We start from the raw sequence: 13,706 nt of genomic DNA on the forward strand, positions 1-13,706 counted from the left end.
GGGAAGGGTCATCCGACCTCGCGTCGCGCCACCTCGGGCCCGCGCTCCCGCTCAGCCCACCTGGTGCAGCCAGACGACCGGAGCGAAGTCACTCGCGTGGCGGAACGGCTCGAGCTCGTCGTCCCATGCCTGTCCGAGCGCGAGGCGCAGCTCGCGGTGCAGCTCGACGGCGTCGAGGCCCGCGAGCTCCATGGCGTAGCGGATGCGGTCCTCGGGCACGACCATGTTGCCGGCGGTGTCGGTCTGCGCGAAGAACACGCCGAGCTCGGGCGTGTGCATCCAACGGGCGCCGTCGGACCCGGGAGTGGGATCCTCGCTCACCTCGAACCGGAGCTGCTCCCAGCCACGCAGGGCCGACGCGAGTTTCGCACCGGTGCCGGGCGGCCCCTCCCAGTAGAACTCGGCGCGCATGAGTCCGCGATACACCGGCTGATCTGCCCAGTCGAAGTTCACGGCGCTCCCCAGCGCGCGTCCGGCCGCCCATTCCACATGCGGACACAGCGCCTTCGGCGAGGAGTGCACGAACAGCACGCCTCGCGCGGCGCGCCGGGCCCGCGTGACCTTCTCCGCCATCTCCGTTCTCCGTTCTCGAGGTGCGTCTTCCCCTACGACCTCGGAACCACCGGACAGGCGGGTGTTCGATTGTGGACGGCGAGCCGTCAAGGTCGAGTATGCCGCGGATCCGTGGCCGAGACAAGACGAACACGCGGCACGAGGGTCGGCGATCCGCGGCGACCCGCGGGGATCCGGCGAACCATATACTGAGTGAATCGTTCCCCATCCGGTCGGAGGCCCCGCATGGCCGTGCGCGACGCGCTCCTCGCACTGCTGACCGTCGGTCCCGCCTACGGGTTCCAGTTGCACGGCGGCCTCGCCGCGCGCACCGGGGGCCGGCGCACCGTCAACGTGGGCCAGACCTACGCCACCCTGGATCGGCTCACGAAGCAGGGCCTCGTCGAGCCCGCCGGCTCCACCGACGACGGCCTGCCGCTGCATCGGCTCACGGCCGCAGGACACGCGGCCGCGCGGGCCTGGCTCGAAGGTGCGGATGCCGCGGGCGCCGACGCGTGGGACGAGACCGTCGATCGCGTGCTGATCGCCCGATCGCTGCCCGGGTGGGATGCCGGCGGCGTCGTGGCCGCCGAGCGTGCCCGGTGGGCGGAACGGAGGGCCGAGGCATCCATGGCCGCGGAGGCCACGTCGACGTCGTCCGACGAGACGGCGGGATCCGACGCGGGCGAGACCGCGCTCGCGCGCCTCGCGGCCGCCGCCGAGTCCGCCCGCGCCGACGCGGCGCTGGCGTGGCTCGACGTCGTGACACGTTCCGAGCGGCTCGCGTTCTCACCCCGCGCCGAACGGCCCAAACGCGGGCGGCGGCCCGGCGGCGCCTCGGGCCCGACCTCGGACGACGCCGACGCCGACCACGGCGCCGACCCCGGCGATGACGCTCAGGCGTCGGCCATGGCGTAACTGTCGACGACGGCGAGGTCGAGCGGGAACTCGACCGGGAAGTCGCCGAACAGCAGCGAGCCCGCGTCGCGCGCCGCCGCCTCGACCGCAGTCGCCACCTCATCGGCGACCTCGCGGGGCGTGTGCACGATGATCTCGTCGTGCAGGAAGTACACCAGGTGCGGCGCGCGCGAGAACACGGGGCCGGATGCCGCGGCCGCCGGCGTCTCGGACGAGACGTGCGCAGCGATCTCGTCGAGCCGCCCGCGGAGCCCCGCCATCCAGCACAGCGCCCACTCCGCCGCGCTGCCCTGCACGACGAAGTTGCGCGTGAAGCGCCCCCAGTCGCGGGCTGTCGAACGGGCGCGACGCTCGTCGGCCGCGGTCGCCTCGGGTTCGCTCGCCCGCGCCTGCACCGCACGCCACTCGGCCGACGGCAGCGGCGACGAACGGCCGAGGAGCGTCGTGACCGTGCCGCCCCGCTCCCCCTCGCGTGCCGCGCGGTCGACGAGCGCCATCGCCCGGGGGTACGCCCGGGCGAGCCGCGGCACGAGGCGGCCGCTCTCGCCGGTCGTCGCGCCGTACATCGCGCCGAGGATGGCATACTTCGCCTCCTCTCGCGTCGCCACGACGCCCGCGTCGACGAGTCCGCGGTAGAAGTCGAGGCCGCGGCTGGCCGCGGCGATGGCCTCGTCGCGCGCCATGCCGGCCAGGACGCGCGGCTCGAGCTGCGCCGCGTCGGCGACGACGAGCGTCCACCCGGGGTCGGCCGCCACCGCGCTGCGGACGTTCTTCGGCAACTGCAGCGCACCGCCGCCCGCGGTGGCCCAGCGGCCCGTGGCCGTGCCGCCCGGCACGTACTCGGGCCGGAACCGTCCCTCGACGACCCACTCGTCGAGCCACGCCCACCCGTTCGCGCTCAACAGCCGGGCGAGCTTCTTGTACTCGAGCAGCGGCTCGATCGCGGGGTGCTCGTGCTCGCGCAGTTCCCATCTCGCCGTCGAATCGACCTGGACGCCGGCGCGGCGCAGGGCGCGCAGCAGGTCGACCTGCGAGTCGAGGTTCACGGATGCCGCGTCGAGCGCCGCGCGCACGCGCACCGCGAGCGCTTCCATGCGCTCGGGCTTCCGGCCCGGCGCGGGGCGCGCGCCGAGTTCGGCGGCGAGCACGCGTTCGTGCACGGCGCGATGCCACGGCAGGCCGGCCGCGTGCAGCTCGGCACCGATGAGGGCACCGGCGGACTCCGCGGCCAGCAGCAGCCGGAGCGCACCTGCGTCGGTGCTCTCGGCCACGAGTGCATCCTGGCGGGCGAGCTCGACGAGCAGCGCCTCGACGTCGACGCCTCGCACGGCATGCGCGTCGGCGGCGACGACATCGACCTGCTCGAAGTCGTCGAGGTCGAACAGCGTGCTGTGGCTGGACGGCGGCGGGGCGGCCGGGCTCTCCTCGGCGTTCGCCTCGGCCGGCCCCGGGGGCATCCATGGCGGCCGCGGGTGGCGGTCGGACTCGCGCGCCAGGGCCGTGAACGTCGAGCGGTCGAGGATGGCCGCGGCGAGACGGAGGTCGCGGCACCGTTGCACCCTGACGCCCGCATCGAGGAGCGCCGGGTACCACTCGCGGGTGTCGACCCAGATCCACCGCGGATGGCCGGATGCCTCGAGCCCGCCGACGATGCCGGGGAGCTCGTCGCGCGTGACGAGCGCGAGCGTCTCGGACGGATGCGACGGGTCGACGAGCCGGACGAGGCCGCGCTCCCCCTGCCCGACGACGATCCGCACGACTCCATTCTCGCGTCCGCCTCCGACAGTGTCGGCGGCACCGGTCACCATGGACGCATGGACCGACCCGAGGCGCGACGATGGTCGCGGTGAGCTTCCGATGCGGCCATGGCGCCGACCCCGCCGATGCGGGCGTCGTCTCCATCCGCCGCCCGTGCCCGCTCTGCATGCTGCTCGACGAGACCCATCGCACCCGCGCCGAGCTGCTGCGCCGCGTCGCGCCGCCGCACCGCGCGGCGCTCGCCCGCGAGACGCGCGTCGGCGCCGCGTTCGAGTGGCAGTGCCCGCGCGGCCACGACCGCTACCCGGCAACGGTTCGCGAGGTGCTGACGGGCACCGGCTGCGCGAAGTGCCGGCAGAGCGCGGTTGCGCCCGCAGCGCTGCGCGAGGCCGGCGTTCCGTTCATGAACCCCTCGCTCAGAACCCGCACCTCGCAGACCGAGCAACGCCTCAAGACCCTGCTCGGGGAACGCATCCGCCTCAACCACCGCGTGAACGCCATCCGCATCGCGCGCACGTTCTACGGGCGCCGCGAGGTCTGGCCCGACGTCATCGTCCCGCAGCTGCGCATCGCGGTCGAGTACGACGACCCCGGGCGCACACGGCGGGCCCACCTCGGCCTGAAGGAGGCATCCGACCTCGACAAGGACGACGCGCTCCGCGAGGTCGGCTGGGACGTCATCCGCATCCGGGCCGGCGGCCTGGCGGCCATCGGCGCACACAGCATCGTGTGCCGTCAGCTTACGCCCGCCGTGGTCGACGAGGTCGTCCGATCGATGCGGGCGATACGCGGCGACGCCGCCGTGGATGCGATCGCGCTGGGGCATCCGGCGCTCTCCTGATCTTCGCCGACGGCGGTGGAGGCAAACGGATGCGCCCGGAGCCCCGCGCCGATAGTGTGGATCCGTCCGCGTGCCACCGCGGTTCCCCACGCGCAGAGAGGCTGTCAGTGCTCCTTCCGTTCCTCATCGTGGGAGGGGTCGGTCTCGTGCTGCTCCTCATCTCGCTCATCCTCGGTGACATCTTCGACCACTTCGAGATCGGCGACGGTGCGATCTCGGGCACGGCGCTGGCGGTCGGACTCGTCGTCTTCGGCGCTTCGGGAGCACTCACCACCAGCGCCGGACTCGACGTCGTATGGGCGTACGCGCTCTCGATCGTGCTCGCGGTCGTGGCGTACGTGTTGAGCGCGCTCCTGGTGCGCAACCTCAGCCGCAGTTCCGACGGCGTGCCGCAGTCGGCCGTGGGGCTCACCGGGGTCGCGAGGAGCGACATCTCCACCTCGGGCGGCGAGGTCAGCCTCGACGGGCCGGGCGAGGTCGAACGACGCATCGCCTACTCCGACGCCTTCATCGCCGAAGGGTCGCGCGTCCGAGTCGTCGAGCACGCGGGCACGCGCGTGAAGGTCACCGCGGACTGAACCCACAGCACCGCCCCTCCCCCAACAGCACCGCCCCGCCCCCGCAATAGCGCCCGAAAGGACCCCATGCTCTCCCCCGAACTCATCCAGGTCATCGCCGTCGTCGCGATCGCCCTCGCGCTGCTCTCACTGCTCGTGTTCATCGCGCGGCGCATCCGCCGCGTGCCGCCGAACGAGGCCCTCGTCATCGTCGGCCGGGGCGCCGGGCGGCCTGCCCCGGGCGAGGCGACCATCGGGCAGCGCGTCGTCATCGGCGGGCGCACGTTCGTCTGGCCGATCCTGCAGCAGGGCTTCCCGATCTCGCTCGAGCAGCGCCAGATCGGCATCACCGTCGAGGGCGTCGACAAGAACCGCATCAAGATCGCCATCAAGGCCTCGATCAACTTCAAGGTGAGCGGCACCGAAGAGGGCGTGCGGCGCGCGGCGCAGCGGTTCCTCTCGCAGCAGGACGCGCTCACCGAGATCATCAAGGAATCGCTCGAGGGATCGCTGCGCTCGATCATCGGCGACATGACGATCGAGCAGATCATCTCCGACCGCAAGGGTCTCTCCGACCGCGTCGTCGCCGAGACGAAGACCGACCTCGTCGAGCAGGGCCTGCAGGTCGACCTCCTGAACATCTCCGACATCTCCACGCCGGGCAGCGACTACCTCGCGAACCTCGGACGCGCCGAGGCGGCCCGCGCCCGTCAGGTCGCCGAGGTCTCCGAGGCCGAGGCGGCACAGGTGAGCGAGTTCGCTCGCATCGAGGCGGCCGAGCAGATCGCCGAGCGCCAGAAGGCGCTGAGCCTCAAGCAGGCGGCGATCAAGGCCGAGACCGACCGCGCCAACGCCGAGGCGGAGGCCGCCGGCCAGCTCGCCAAGGCGGAGCAGGACAAGCTCGTCGCCGTGCAGGAGCGCGACGCCCTCTCGGAGCAGGCGCTCGTGACCCAGGAGCGGCTCGACATCGAGATCCGCAAGCCCGCCGAGGCCGAGGCGTACGCCGAGGTGCAGCGTGCCACCGCCAAGCGCGACGCGGCGAACGCGTCCACCGAGGCCGAGGCCTACAAGCGCACGAAGATCGCCGAGGCGAACAAGGTCGCCGCGGTGCAGGACGCCGAGGCCGCCGCCACCGCCGTGCGGGTCTCGGGTGAGGCCGAGCGCGATCGCCAGGTGGCCCTCGCCGCCGGTATCGAGGCGGAGGGTGAGGCGCGCGCCGCCGCCGTGCGGGCCGAGGGCCTCGCGGATGCCGCCGCGACCGACGCGAAGGCCGAGGCGCTGAAGAAGTACGGCGAGGCCGCCCTCGCCCAGGAGATCATCTCGCGCCTGCCCGAGATCGTGCGCGCCGCCGCCGATCCGATCTCGAACATCAAGACCCTCACGGTCGTCTCGACCGACGGCGCCAGCGCCGTCACGAAGACCGTCGGTCAGGTGCTCGGCGAGGGCACCGAGGTCGTGAAGTCGCTCACCGGCCTCGACGTGGGCGCCATCCTCTCCGGCCTCGCCGCCGGCCAGCTCGTGAAGGCCGACGCGACACACGACTGAGACACGATGGGCGACGACCGCGGGTCGTCGCCCATCGCCTGTTGCGGGGTGTCGGCTACCGCGCAGGGGTGCCGGCTCGCCGCAACGGAGCGGTCAGCGGTTCGCCGAAGATCAGCTGCGTTCGGCAGTGGGCGACCTGCGGCAACGCGAGCAGCCGGTCGATGATCAGGGCCTGCAGCGCCGTGCTGTCGCGCACGGCGACGTGCACCAGATAGTCTTCGGCGCCACTGACGTTGTACAGGGTCAACGTCTCGGGCATCTCCAGCACCTTCCGCACGAAGTCGTTCGCGGTCTCCCGTGAGTGCGGACGCACCTGGATCGCCAGGAGCGCCTGCTCGCCCCGGCCGACCCGTGCCGGGTCGACGTGCGCCCGGACCGAGGCGATCACTCCGCTCTCCCGCATCCTCCTGACCCGCTCCAGGCACGTGCTCGGCGCGACCCCCACCGCGGCGGCGATCTCCTTGTTGGGTGTCATCGCGTCGGCCTGGAGCACGCCGAGGATCGCCCAGTCGATCGAATCCAGTTCGGTGTTTCGTCGCCTTGCGCTTCCTGATTCGGACATGGCTGCATCCTAACGAATTTCGGTCTAGGTTGGTCGAGTTCGCCCGAGAGGAGGTCGATCGCCCATGCCGGTCGGAACCTGGCTGACCTTCGCGGCGGCGCTCCTGGTCGCGCTCGCCGTGCCCGGACCGGACTTCGTGCTCGTCGTGCAGTCCGCCACGCGAAGCATGAGGCGTGGGCTCGCCACTGCTGCCGGCATCGTCGCGGGTCTCTGCCTTCACGCGGGACTCGCGGTCGCCGGGCTCACGACGTTGCTCGCCTCGACCCCGAGCGCGCTCTTCCTCCTCCAGCTCGTCGGCGCAGCCGTCCTCCTCTGGTTCGGGATCTCGATGCTGCGTGCCACGCGAACCACGCCGCATCCGCAACCCGGCACCCGTTCCGACCGGCGCGAGTTCGTGCGCGGCTTCCTGACCAACGCGACGAATCCGAAGGCCCTGCTGTTCTTCGCCGCGATCCTCCCGCAGTTCATCGGCGCCGGTGACGGAAGCGGCACTAGGACGGCCGTGCTGGCCGCCACCGTCGTGCTCGGTTCCGCGATCTGGTGGGCGGGTGCCGTCGTGTTCGTCCGACTCCTCGGCCTCGGAAGGTCGCCCGCCGCGGAACGCGTCGTCACCTCGATCGGCGGGCTGACGCTCATCGCCATCGCGCTGCTGCTCGCGGTCCTGTCGATCGCCGAACGCACCGTGCTGTGACGGCGGGATGTCGGCCGGACTCGCGCCGCTAGACCGGTCCGACCTCCGACCCGAGCGTGCCCATGACGTGGGTGCGGAGCGCCTCGGCGAATCCGGCGGAGTCGTCGGCGCGGAGCCGCTCGACCAGGGCGCGGTGTTCCTCGATGGTCTCGTCCACCCGTTGGAACAGGAGTTCGCGGTGCGCGCTCAGGAGCAGTCGTTGCCGGTCGGCGAGGCGGTCGCCGATCTCGGTGAGCAGGGCGTTGCCGGAGGCGGCGATGAACGACTGGTGGAATGAGATCGCGAGGCCGATGAAGCGGTCGAGATCACGTCTCGACAGCGCGTCGCGCTGGTCGGGCAGTTCCGCCTCGAGGCGATCGGCCAGTGCGCGGCGCACGCTGCTTCCGGCCCGCTGCACGCCCATCGTCTCGAGGATCAGCCTGGCATCCATCAGGTCGGCGATCTCGCGACTGCTGAGCTCGCGGACGAGTGCGCCGCGCTTGGGGTAGATCGTGATGCAGCCGTCGTCCTGAAGCCTGACGAGTGCGGCGCGGATCGGAGTCCGACTCATGCCCAGACCCGCGGCGAGCTCGTTCTCGCTCAACATGCTGCCCGGACGGTGGGTGCCATCGAGGATCGCCGCGCGGATGGCGTCGTACGCACGGTCTGCTGCGCTCTGGATCCTCGGCACCCGCCGATCATGGCCCGGCCCCGGCAACGACGCAACTCCGAGCGTCGTGCTCATGGGGCATCCGTCGACGGCGCAGCGGCCACGGGCGCGGATGTCGAGGCTGCGGACGCTCGCCGCGACCGTCGGCCGGCTCGACGATACAGCAGCCACGTCGCGACGAGCACCGCGATCGCGACCGCGGCGAATGCGAGGTCGGGAACACCTGCGCTCATGCGCAGGGCCCCGGACTCGAGGGCGGCCTGATCCGAGGCGCCGAGGATGCCACCGAGGGCGGCCGTCCCCTCGGTGACGATGAGCAGGATGCCGAGGCCGATGCCGAGGAGCCCCGCGACGATCTGCGTCCAGGTGTTCGTCCACCGGCCGATACGGACCGACCGGGGGCGCACCATGCGTCGCACCCATGCCGAGCGCGACCATGCCGCGGCGAGGACGAGGAGCGGGAGGGTCATGCCGAATGCGAAGACCGCGAGCGCGATGCCGCCGTAGAGCGGGTTGCCGCCGAGCGCCGCGAGGGCGAGCACCGAGCCGAGCACCGGCCCCGCGCAGACCCCGGCGAGCCCGTAGACGGTGCCCAGCAGGAACACGGATGCGGCCGATCCGGTCTGGTCGGCTTCGGTTCGGGTGAATGCGGGGATGGGTATGCCGAGCACTTGCACGATGCCGAGGAGGATGACGATGACGGCGCCGATCGTGACGAGCGTGGTGCGGTGGGCGCCGACGAATGCCCCCACGGTACCGGCGAGCACGCCCACGGGCACGAGGGTGGTGATGAGGCCGAGGTAGAAGACACCGGTGCGCGCGATGAGGCGGCTCGGCGTCGTGAAGGCGTAGGAGAAGAATGCGGGCAGCAGCATCACCGAGCAGGGACTGAGGAGCGTGAGCACCCCGCCGATGAGGGCGCCCGTGAGCCCGAGATCCATCTGCGCGCTACTCGCTCGTTCCCGGCGGCGTCTCACCCGCAGCTTCGAGCTGTTCGTCGAGGAACTGCCGGAAGAGGTCGGTCGGCTGCGCGCCGGACAGCGCCCGGTCGCCGGCGACGAAGAACGGCACGCTCGTGACGCCCAGCCGGTGCGCCTCGTCGGTGCTCGCCAGTACGGCGTCGCGCAGGTCCTCGCGGTCGAGGTCGGCCTCGAACCTGCCGAGGTCGGGAACGCCGGCGTCACGAGCGAAGCCGATCAGCTTCTCGCGCGGCATGTCGGGGTGGCCCTGCTCGGGGGCGGCGGAGAAGAGCACTTCGAGGTACTCCGCGAAGCGGCCCTGCTCGGCCGCGGCCCGCACGGCGATCGCGGCGTCGACGGACTCGTCGCCGAAGAAGGCGACGTCGCGGAACTCGTAGCGCACGAGTCCGGCATCGACGTACTCGTCCAGGATGACCGGGAGGGTCTCGTTCGTGAACACCGCGCAGTACGGGCAGCGGAAGTCCGCCCACTCGACGAGCACGACGGGCGCGTCGACGTCGCCGATCGCCATCGGGTCGTCGGCGTCGCGCCGGGCGATCTCAGGAACCTCCGTCGCCTGGTCGGCGGATGCATCGGCGGTGGCGGACGCTCCCGACCCGACGCCGGCCTGACTGGCCTCCGGGAACGCCTGGGCGATGGTCACGACCGCGAGGAATGCCGTGGCGACGCCGAGGACGACGTTGAGGGTACGGGACCGCCGGAGCCGCCGTTGGAGCGAAGCGCCGTGCACGGTCGCCGCCGCCGCGGGGCCACCCTTGGAGGCGCTTGGGGCTGCCTGCGCAGACTCGGAGCCGGCCGTGGGAGCATCGTCTCGATCGGTGTTCGACATGAAGCAAGGATACAACTTGGATCCAACATCGCGCCTGGCCCGTGAGCACCGCAGTGCACACGCGGGGTCACAGCGCCCACCCGCCCGCGACCAGCAGATCCTGTCCGGTGATCCACCTCGCATCGTCGGAGACCAGGAACGCGATCACTCGTCCGATGTCTTCGGGTTCACCGATCCGGCCGAGCGCGGTGCGAGCGGCAAGCTGATCGACGAGTTCCGGGAATCGCTCGAAGCCGTCATCGCCGAGACGTGTGCGGGTGGGTCCGGGCGCGATCGAGTTCACCCGGATGCCGCGCGGACTCAGCTCGAGCGCGAGGTAGCGAGTGGCGACGACGAGCGCCGCCTTCATCGCCGCGTAGGCCGAGTAGCCCGGCGTCGTATCGCCGGGTCGGACCGAGCTGCTCGACGTGCTCACGATGACGCCGCCGTCCTCGATGATCGGCGCAAGCTCGCGGGTGAGCAGGTACGGGCCCTTGAAGTGCACCGCGTAGTAGCGGTCCAGAGCCGCCGCGTCCATGTCGGGGAACGGCACCCCGCCGCCGAAGCCGCCGTTGTTGACGAGTGCGTGGATGGTGCGCGTTCCCCAGCGTTCCTCGAGCTCCTGCTCGATCTCGGCTCTGAAGCCGGGAAAGGTGTCATGATCGGCGAGATCGAGCGGCAGCGCGACCGCGCTTCCACCCATCGCCTCGATGTCGCGCACCGTTTCCCGGGCGCCTTCCGGATTCCTTCGGTACGTCAGAATCACTCCGGCCCCACGCCGGGCCACCTCCACTGCGGCACTCCGGCCGATTCCTGAACTTGCTCCCGTGACGATCGTCACTCCCATGTCAGCATTCCCTTCGTGGTTGCCTGCTCTTCCAGACAACTGCCCGCCGGGGATGCGGCGAGGATCAGATCCTCGCGTGCTCTTGCCTGATCCTCTCGATCTCGGTCGGATCGGGTAGCGGGGCGAGAACACCTGCTGCTTGGATCGGGCTATGTCGATCCAGGAACTCCGGCGTCTCATCGCTCGCCACGCCCCGGAAGGGGTCACCGAAACGGCGCTGCCCGGCGTGCTCGTCTCGCGGCATTCCGAGCCGGGTCCGCCGCACGAGTCCACGACCGGCACGGTGCTCGCGATCGTGGCCCAAGGGGGCAAGCGAATCGCCGTCGGCGACCGCGTCCACGAGTACGCGGAGGGTCAGTATCTCGTGGCGTCGGTCGATCTTCCGGTCAGCGGCCAGTTCGTCGATGCGACACCCGAGCGGCCGGCTCTCGGGTTCGCACTCGTGCTCCGCCCGGCCGTGGTGACGGACCTCCTGCTGAGCGCACCGCCGTTGGTGACGCACGGGTCCCGGCGACGGGCACCGATCCCGCCAGGTGTCGCCGTGTCCGACGCCGCCCCGGAGCTTCTCGACGCCGCGGTCCGAATGCTCCGCCTCCTCGACCGGCCCGGTGATCGAGGGGTGCTCTCGCCGATGATCGAGCGCGAGCTCCACTGGATCGCGATGACCTCCGAGCACGGCGCAACGGTGCGGCAACTGGGCCTCGCCGACAGCAGCATGAGTCGCGTGCGGCAGGCGGCGCGATGGATCCGGGACCGATACGCCGAGACGATCCGTATCGAGGAGCTTGCGCGGATGTCTCAGATGAGCACGTCGGCATTCCACCGCAACTTCCATGCGGTGACCGAGATGAGTCCCATCCAGTTCCAGAAGCAGATCCGCCTGCAAGAGGCCCGGATGCGACTCCTCACCGACCCGGGCGACGTCGCCGGCACGGCATACGCGGTCGGCTACGAGAGCCCATCGCAGTTCAGCCGCGAGTACCGTCGGCACTTCGGCGCGCCGCCCGGTCGGGATGCCGCGCAGCTGCGGGCGAGCGCCCGGACGGAATGACGGCGATGCCAGGCAGCAACGGAAGGACCGCCCGCTCGATCCTCGGGGCGGTATCGAGCGAGGCCGGACACCGGGTGACCACGCTCGAGCTGTTCTTCGACCTCGCCTACGTGTTCGCCTTCACTCAGCTCTCACGGCTTATGGCTCACGAACACAGCGCCTTGGGCGTCCTGCAGGCCCTCGTGATCCTCGCGTTGCTCTGGTGGTCGTGGGCGGCGTACAGCTGGCTGTCGAATCTCGCGCACGCCGACGCCGGCATCGTCAGGGTCGCGATGATCGTCGCGATGACGGCGATGCTGGCGATGCTCGTCGTCGGGGTGGTTGTGCTGGAGGCCTACCACGACCGGCCGGGCGGACTCTTCGGGCCGATGGTCTTCGTCGGCGCCTACCTCGTGGTTCGCATCACGCACGCGATCGTCTTCGTCGTGCTCGAGGACGATCGGCGGTTGCGCCGCCGCGCACTTCTGACGGTGACACTCTCGGTGACCGCGTCCGGCACACTCCTGATCACCGGGGCGCTGCTCGGTGAGCCGTGGCAGATCTGGTTCGCGCTGGCCGCGGTCGCCATCGAACCGATCGTCGCCTACCGTACGACTGCCAATGTCGAATGGACCTTGCCGTCCATCCCGCACCTCACGGAGCGGCACGGACTCATCGTCATCCTGGCCCTCGGCGAGTCGATCATCGCGATCGGCGTGGGCGTTGCCGCTGAACCCGTCGACGTCACCATCCTCATCGGTGTGGTCATGGCCACCCTGATCACGGTGGCGATGTGGTGGGCGTACTTCTCCCGACTCGCCCATCCCGCCGAGGAGGCCCTTGCGCGACGCGATGGCGGCGAGCTCGCACGTGCCGCGAACGATGCCTACACTCACCTCCACCTCCCGATCGTCGCAGGCATCGTGCTCGCGGCACTCGGACTGGAAGGCGCGATGGCGCACATCGCCGACACCGAGCCGTTCGGCATATTCGGGGCCGCGGCCCTCGGGGGCGGTATCGCCTGCTTCGTGACGGGAACGGGCTTCTTCGCGCTCCGAGTCCTCGGCGAGCGTCGCATACCGCGATTCCTCGGCGCCACGGCGTTCCTCGTACTCGTGCCGCTGCTCGCGGCCGTTCCGCCGTTGGCCGCCCTCGCTGTCGTCCTGGGGCTCCTCATCGTCATCCTCGCCGTCGAGTCGGCTCGAGCCACGACGCCGCCCGCTGCTCCCGACGTCAGCTCGGAGCACCATGAAATCGGATGTCGTCGACGGGGCGGTGGAGCCGTTTCTCGCGGGCGTCGACCCGGATCTGCTGGAGCCACCGGTCAACTGGGCGCGACCGGGAATGCATGAACGCGGCATGGCGCCGCTGATCGTGAATCTCGACCAGGTGCGCACGATGTTGTGGACGAGGCTCACCCGGCAGATCGCGAAGACCCGGGCGCCGGAGCTGATCGCGCTCCGCGACGAGCTGTTCGCCGACCGACCCGCCGACTAGCGTTCTTCGCGCGCTGATGCGTGACGAAGTGCATCCGAACCCGCGGTGAGACGAGAAGCCAGTGGTATCGGGTGAATACGCACCCGCTGATGAAGGGAAAGCCCGATGAAGCGCATCATCGCCACCGGATTCATCGCCGCTCTCGCCACGTTCGGCGTCGCTGGCACCGCCCACGCTGCGCCCGCCGACGCCGCCTGCTTCGGCCAGGTGCACAAGACCATCAATACCGAAGGCGCCCTCGGATTCACGAACGTTGGAGACGTCGTCCAGGCGCTCGGCGGGCAGGGCAAGAACGAGACTGCCAGGGGCATCTGCGGCGACTGAGTGTCTGACGCTCTCAGCACTGTGGTCGGCGGCTCGGAACCCTCGCTTCCGAGCCGCCGACCCACTCGTCTTCCAACATCGCGGCATGGCCGGCTCTTGTCGGATCACCCTGCATGAGCCCGAAGCTCCGCGCAGTTCCACAGACTG

Annotated in this window: 16 protein-coding genes; 9 read left to right on the forward strand and 7 right to left on the reverse strand. The window is 70.9% G+C overall.

The window, feature by feature from the left end:
• Window positions 1–51: 51 nt before the first annotated feature.
• On the reverse strand, window positions 52–573 hold the full coding sequence (locus EZM51_RS04670) for a DUF3145 domain-containing protein (protein WP_136707076.1): 522 nt from the start codon (window positions 571–573) through the stop codon (window positions 52–54).
• A 225-nt stretch (window positions 574–798) separates the two neighbouring features.
• Here EZM51_RS04670 and EZM51_RS04675 point away from each other — a divergent pair, with 225 nt between their 5' ends.
• A complete protein-coding gene (locus EZM51_RS04675; protein ID WP_136707077.1) occupies window positions 799–1,470 on the forward strand; it encodes a helix-turn-helix transcriptional regulator in 672 nt (223 codons plus the stop codon).
• Here EZM51_RS04675 and EZM51_RS04680 read toward each other — a convergent pair.
• Window positions 1,449–3,227 (reverse strand): bifunctional 3'-5' exonuclease/DNA polymerase, encoded by a 1,779-nt coding sequence (locus tag EZM51_RS04680; protein WP_136707078.1) that lies wholly within the window; start codon window positions 3,225–3,227, stop codon window positions 1,449–1,451. The genes EZM51_RS04675 and EZM51_RS04680 overlap by 22 nt on opposite strands.
• Before the next feature lie 80 nt (window positions 3,228–3,307).
• On the opposite strand from EZM51_RS04680, the gene EZM51_RS04685 reads away from it, so the two are divergent.
• The 3 genes from EZM51_RS04685 to EZM51_RS04695 all read left to right on the forward strand — a co-directional run bounded on the left by EZM51_RS04685 (window position 3,308) and on the right by EZM51_RS04695 (window position 6,171).
• Complete coding sequence (locus EZM51_RS04685) at window positions 3,308–4,069, forward strand: hypothetical protein (protein ID WP_136707079.1); 762 nt, start codon at window positions 3,308–3,310, stop codon at window positions 4,067–4,069.
• Window positions 4,070–4,176: 107 nt separating this feature from the next.
• Window positions 4,177–4,647, forward strand: coding sequence for an NfeD family protein (locus EZM51_RS04690; protein WP_136707080.1), 471 nt, complete (start codon window positions 4,177–4,179; stop codon window positions 4,645–4,647).
• A 66-nt stretch (window positions 4,648–4,713) separates the two neighbouring features.
• The gene (locus EZM51_RS04695; RefSeq protein ID WP_136707081.1) at window positions 4,714–6,171 is read left to right on the forward strand and encodes a flotillin family protein; all 1,458 of its coding nucleotides are present in this window, start codon (window positions 4,714–4,716) and stop codon (window positions 6,169–6,171) included.
• Between the two features lie 55 nt (window positions 6,172–6,226).
• Here the strand turns inward: EZM51_RS04695 and EZM51_RS04700 are convergent, their stop codons facing one another.
• Window positions 6,227–6,733 (reverse strand): Lrp/AsnC family transcriptional regulator, encoded by a 507-nt coding sequence (locus tag EZM51_RS04700; protein WP_136707082.1) that lies wholly within the window; start codon window positions 6,731–6,733, stop codon window positions 6,227–6,229.
• A 64-nt stretch (window positions 6,734–6,797) separates the two neighbouring features.
• On the opposite strand from EZM51_RS04700, the gene EZM51_RS04705 reads away from it, so the two are divergent.
• Window positions 6,798–7,424 (forward strand): LysE family translocator, encoded by a 627-nt coding sequence (locus EZM51_RS04705; RefSeq protein WP_136707083.1) that lies wholly within the window; start codon window positions 6,798–6,800, stop codon window positions 7,422–7,424.
• 28 nt (window positions 7,425–7,452) lie between these two features.
• Here the strand turns inward: EZM51_RS04705 and EZM51_RS04710 are convergent, their stop codons facing one another.
• From EZM51_RS04710 to EZM51_RS04725, 4 genes are all read right to left on the reverse strand, one after another.
• The gene (locus tag EZM51_RS04710) at window positions 7,453–8,148 is read right to left on the reverse strand and encodes a GntR family transcriptional regulator (RefSeq protein WP_136707084.1); all 696 of its coding nucleotides are present in this window, start codon (window positions 8,146–8,148) and stop codon (window positions 7,453–7,455) included.
• A complete protein-coding gene (locus EZM51_RS04715; RefSeq protein WP_136707085.1) occupies window positions 8,145–9,014 on the reverse strand; it encodes a cytochrome c biogenesis CcdA family protein in 870 nt (289 codons plus the stop codon). Before EZM51_RS04715 ends, EZM51_RS04710 begins: the two co-directional genes overlap by 4 nt.
• 7 nt (window positions 9,015–9,021) lie before the next feature.
• Window positions 9,022–9,882, reverse strand: a complete 861-nt coding sequence (locus EZM51_RS04720) for a thioredoxin domain-containing protein (RefSeq protein ID WP_136707086.1) — start codon at window positions 9,880–9,882, stop codon at window positions 9,022–9,024.
• A gap of 67 nt (window positions 9,883–9,949) precedes the next feature.
• Window positions 9,950–10,708 (reverse strand): SDR family oxidoreductase, encoded by a 759-nt coding sequence (locus EZM51_RS04725; RefSeq protein ID WP_136707087.1) that lies wholly within the window; start codon window positions 10,706–10,708, stop codon window positions 9,950–9,952.
• Window positions 10,709–10,859: 151 nt separating this feature from the next.
• Between EZM51_RS04725 and EZM51_RS04730 the strand changes: the two genes are divergently transcribed.
• From EZM51_RS04730 to EZM51_RS04740, 4 genes are all read left to right on the forward strand, one after another.
• Window positions 10,860–11,759: an AraC family transcriptional regulator gene (locus EZM51_RS04730; RefSeq protein ID WP_136707088.1), complete on the forward strand. Its 900-nt coding sequence runs from the start codon at window positions 10,860–10,862 to the stop codon at window positions 11,757–11,759.
• Window positions 11,760–11,764: 5 nt separating this feature from the next.
• Window positions 11,765–13,090, forward strand: a complete 1,326-nt coding sequence (locus tag EZM51_RS04735) for a low temperature requirement protein A (RefSeq protein WP_136707089.1) — start codon at window positions 11,765–11,767, stop codon at window positions 13,088–13,090.
• A gap of 7 nt (window positions 13,091–13,097) precedes the next feature.
• Window positions 13,098–13,235 (forward strand): hypothetical protein, encoded by a 138-nt coding sequence (locus EZM51_RS20460; RefSeq protein ID WP_349236058.1) that lies wholly within the window; start codon window positions 13,098–13,100, stop codon window positions 13,233–13,235.
• A gap of 105 nt (window positions 13,236–13,340) precedes the next feature.
• Entirely contained in the window at window positions 13,341–13,559 is a 219-nt protein-coding gene (locus tag EZM51_RS04740; RefSeq protein WP_136707090.1) for a hypothetical protein, read from the forward strand.
• The last annotated feature ends 147 nt before the right edge of the window (window positions 13,560–13,706 follow it).

Origin of the sequence: Agromyces sp. H66, from assembly GCF_004959775.1 — a bacterium.
In the GTDB taxonomy this organism is placed as follows: Bacteria; Actinomycetota; Actinomycetes; order Actinomycetales; family Microbacteriaceae; genus Agromyces.

Bases quoted from the DNA above. Each gene is read 5' to 3' on its own strand.
- EZM51_RS04670 (WP_136707076.1), bottom strand. From the start codon at position 573: ATGGCGGAGAAGGTCACGCGGGCCCGGCGCGCCGCGCGAGGCGTGCTG.
- EZM51_RS04675 (WP_136707077.1), top strand. From the start codon at position 799: ATGGCCGTGCGCGACGCGCTCCTCGCACTGCTGACCGTCGGTCCCGCC.
- EZM51_RS04685 (WP_136707079.1), top strand. From the start codon at position 3,308: ATGGTCGCGGTGAGCTTCCGATGCGGCCATGGCGCCGACCCCGCCGAT.
- EZM51_RS04695 (WP_136707081.1), top strand. From the start codon at position 4,714: ATGCTCTCCCCCGAACTCATCCAGGTCATCGCCGTCGTCGCGATCGCC.
- EZM51_RS04700 (WP_136707082.1), bottom strand. From the start codon at position 6,733: ATGTCCGAATCAGGAAGCGCAAGGCGACGAAACACCGAACTGGATTCG.
- EZM51_RS04705 (WP_136707083.1), top strand. From the start codon at position 6,798: ATGCCGGTCGGAACCTGGCTGACCTTCGCGGCGGCGCTCCTGGTCGCG.
- EZM51_RS04710 (WP_136707084.1), bottom strand. From the start codon at position 8,148: ATGAGCACGACGCTCGGAGTTGCGTCGTTGCCGGGGCCGGGCCATGAT.
- EZM51_RS04715 (WP_136707085.1), bottom strand. From the start codon at position 9,014: ATGGATCTCGGGCTCACGGGCGCCCTCATCGGCGGGGTGCTCACGCTC.
- EZM51_RS04720 (WP_136707086.1), bottom strand. From the start codon at position 9,882: ATGTCGAACACCGATCGAGACGATGCTCCCACGGCCGGCTCCGAGTCT.
- EZM51_RS04725 (WP_136707087.1), bottom strand. From the start codon at position 10,708: ATGGGAGTGACGATCGTCACGGGAGCAAGTTCAGGAATCGGCCGGAGT.
- EZM51_RS04730 (WP_136707088.1), top strand. From the start codon at position 10,860: ATGTCGATCCAGGAACTCCGGCGTCTCATCGCTCGCCACGCCCCGGAA.
- EZM51_RS04735 (WP_136707089.1), top strand. From the start codon at position 11,765: ATGCCAGGCAGCAACGGAAGGACCGCCCGCTCGATCCTCGGGGCGGTA.
- EZM51_RS20460 (WP_349236058.1), top strand. From the start codon at position 13,098: ATGGCGCCGCTGATCGTGAATCTCGACCAGGTGCGCACGATGTTGTGG.
- EZM51_RS04740 (WP_136707090.1), top strand. From the start codon at position 13,341: ATGAAGCGCATCATCGCCACCGGATTCATCGCCGCTCTCGCCACGTTC.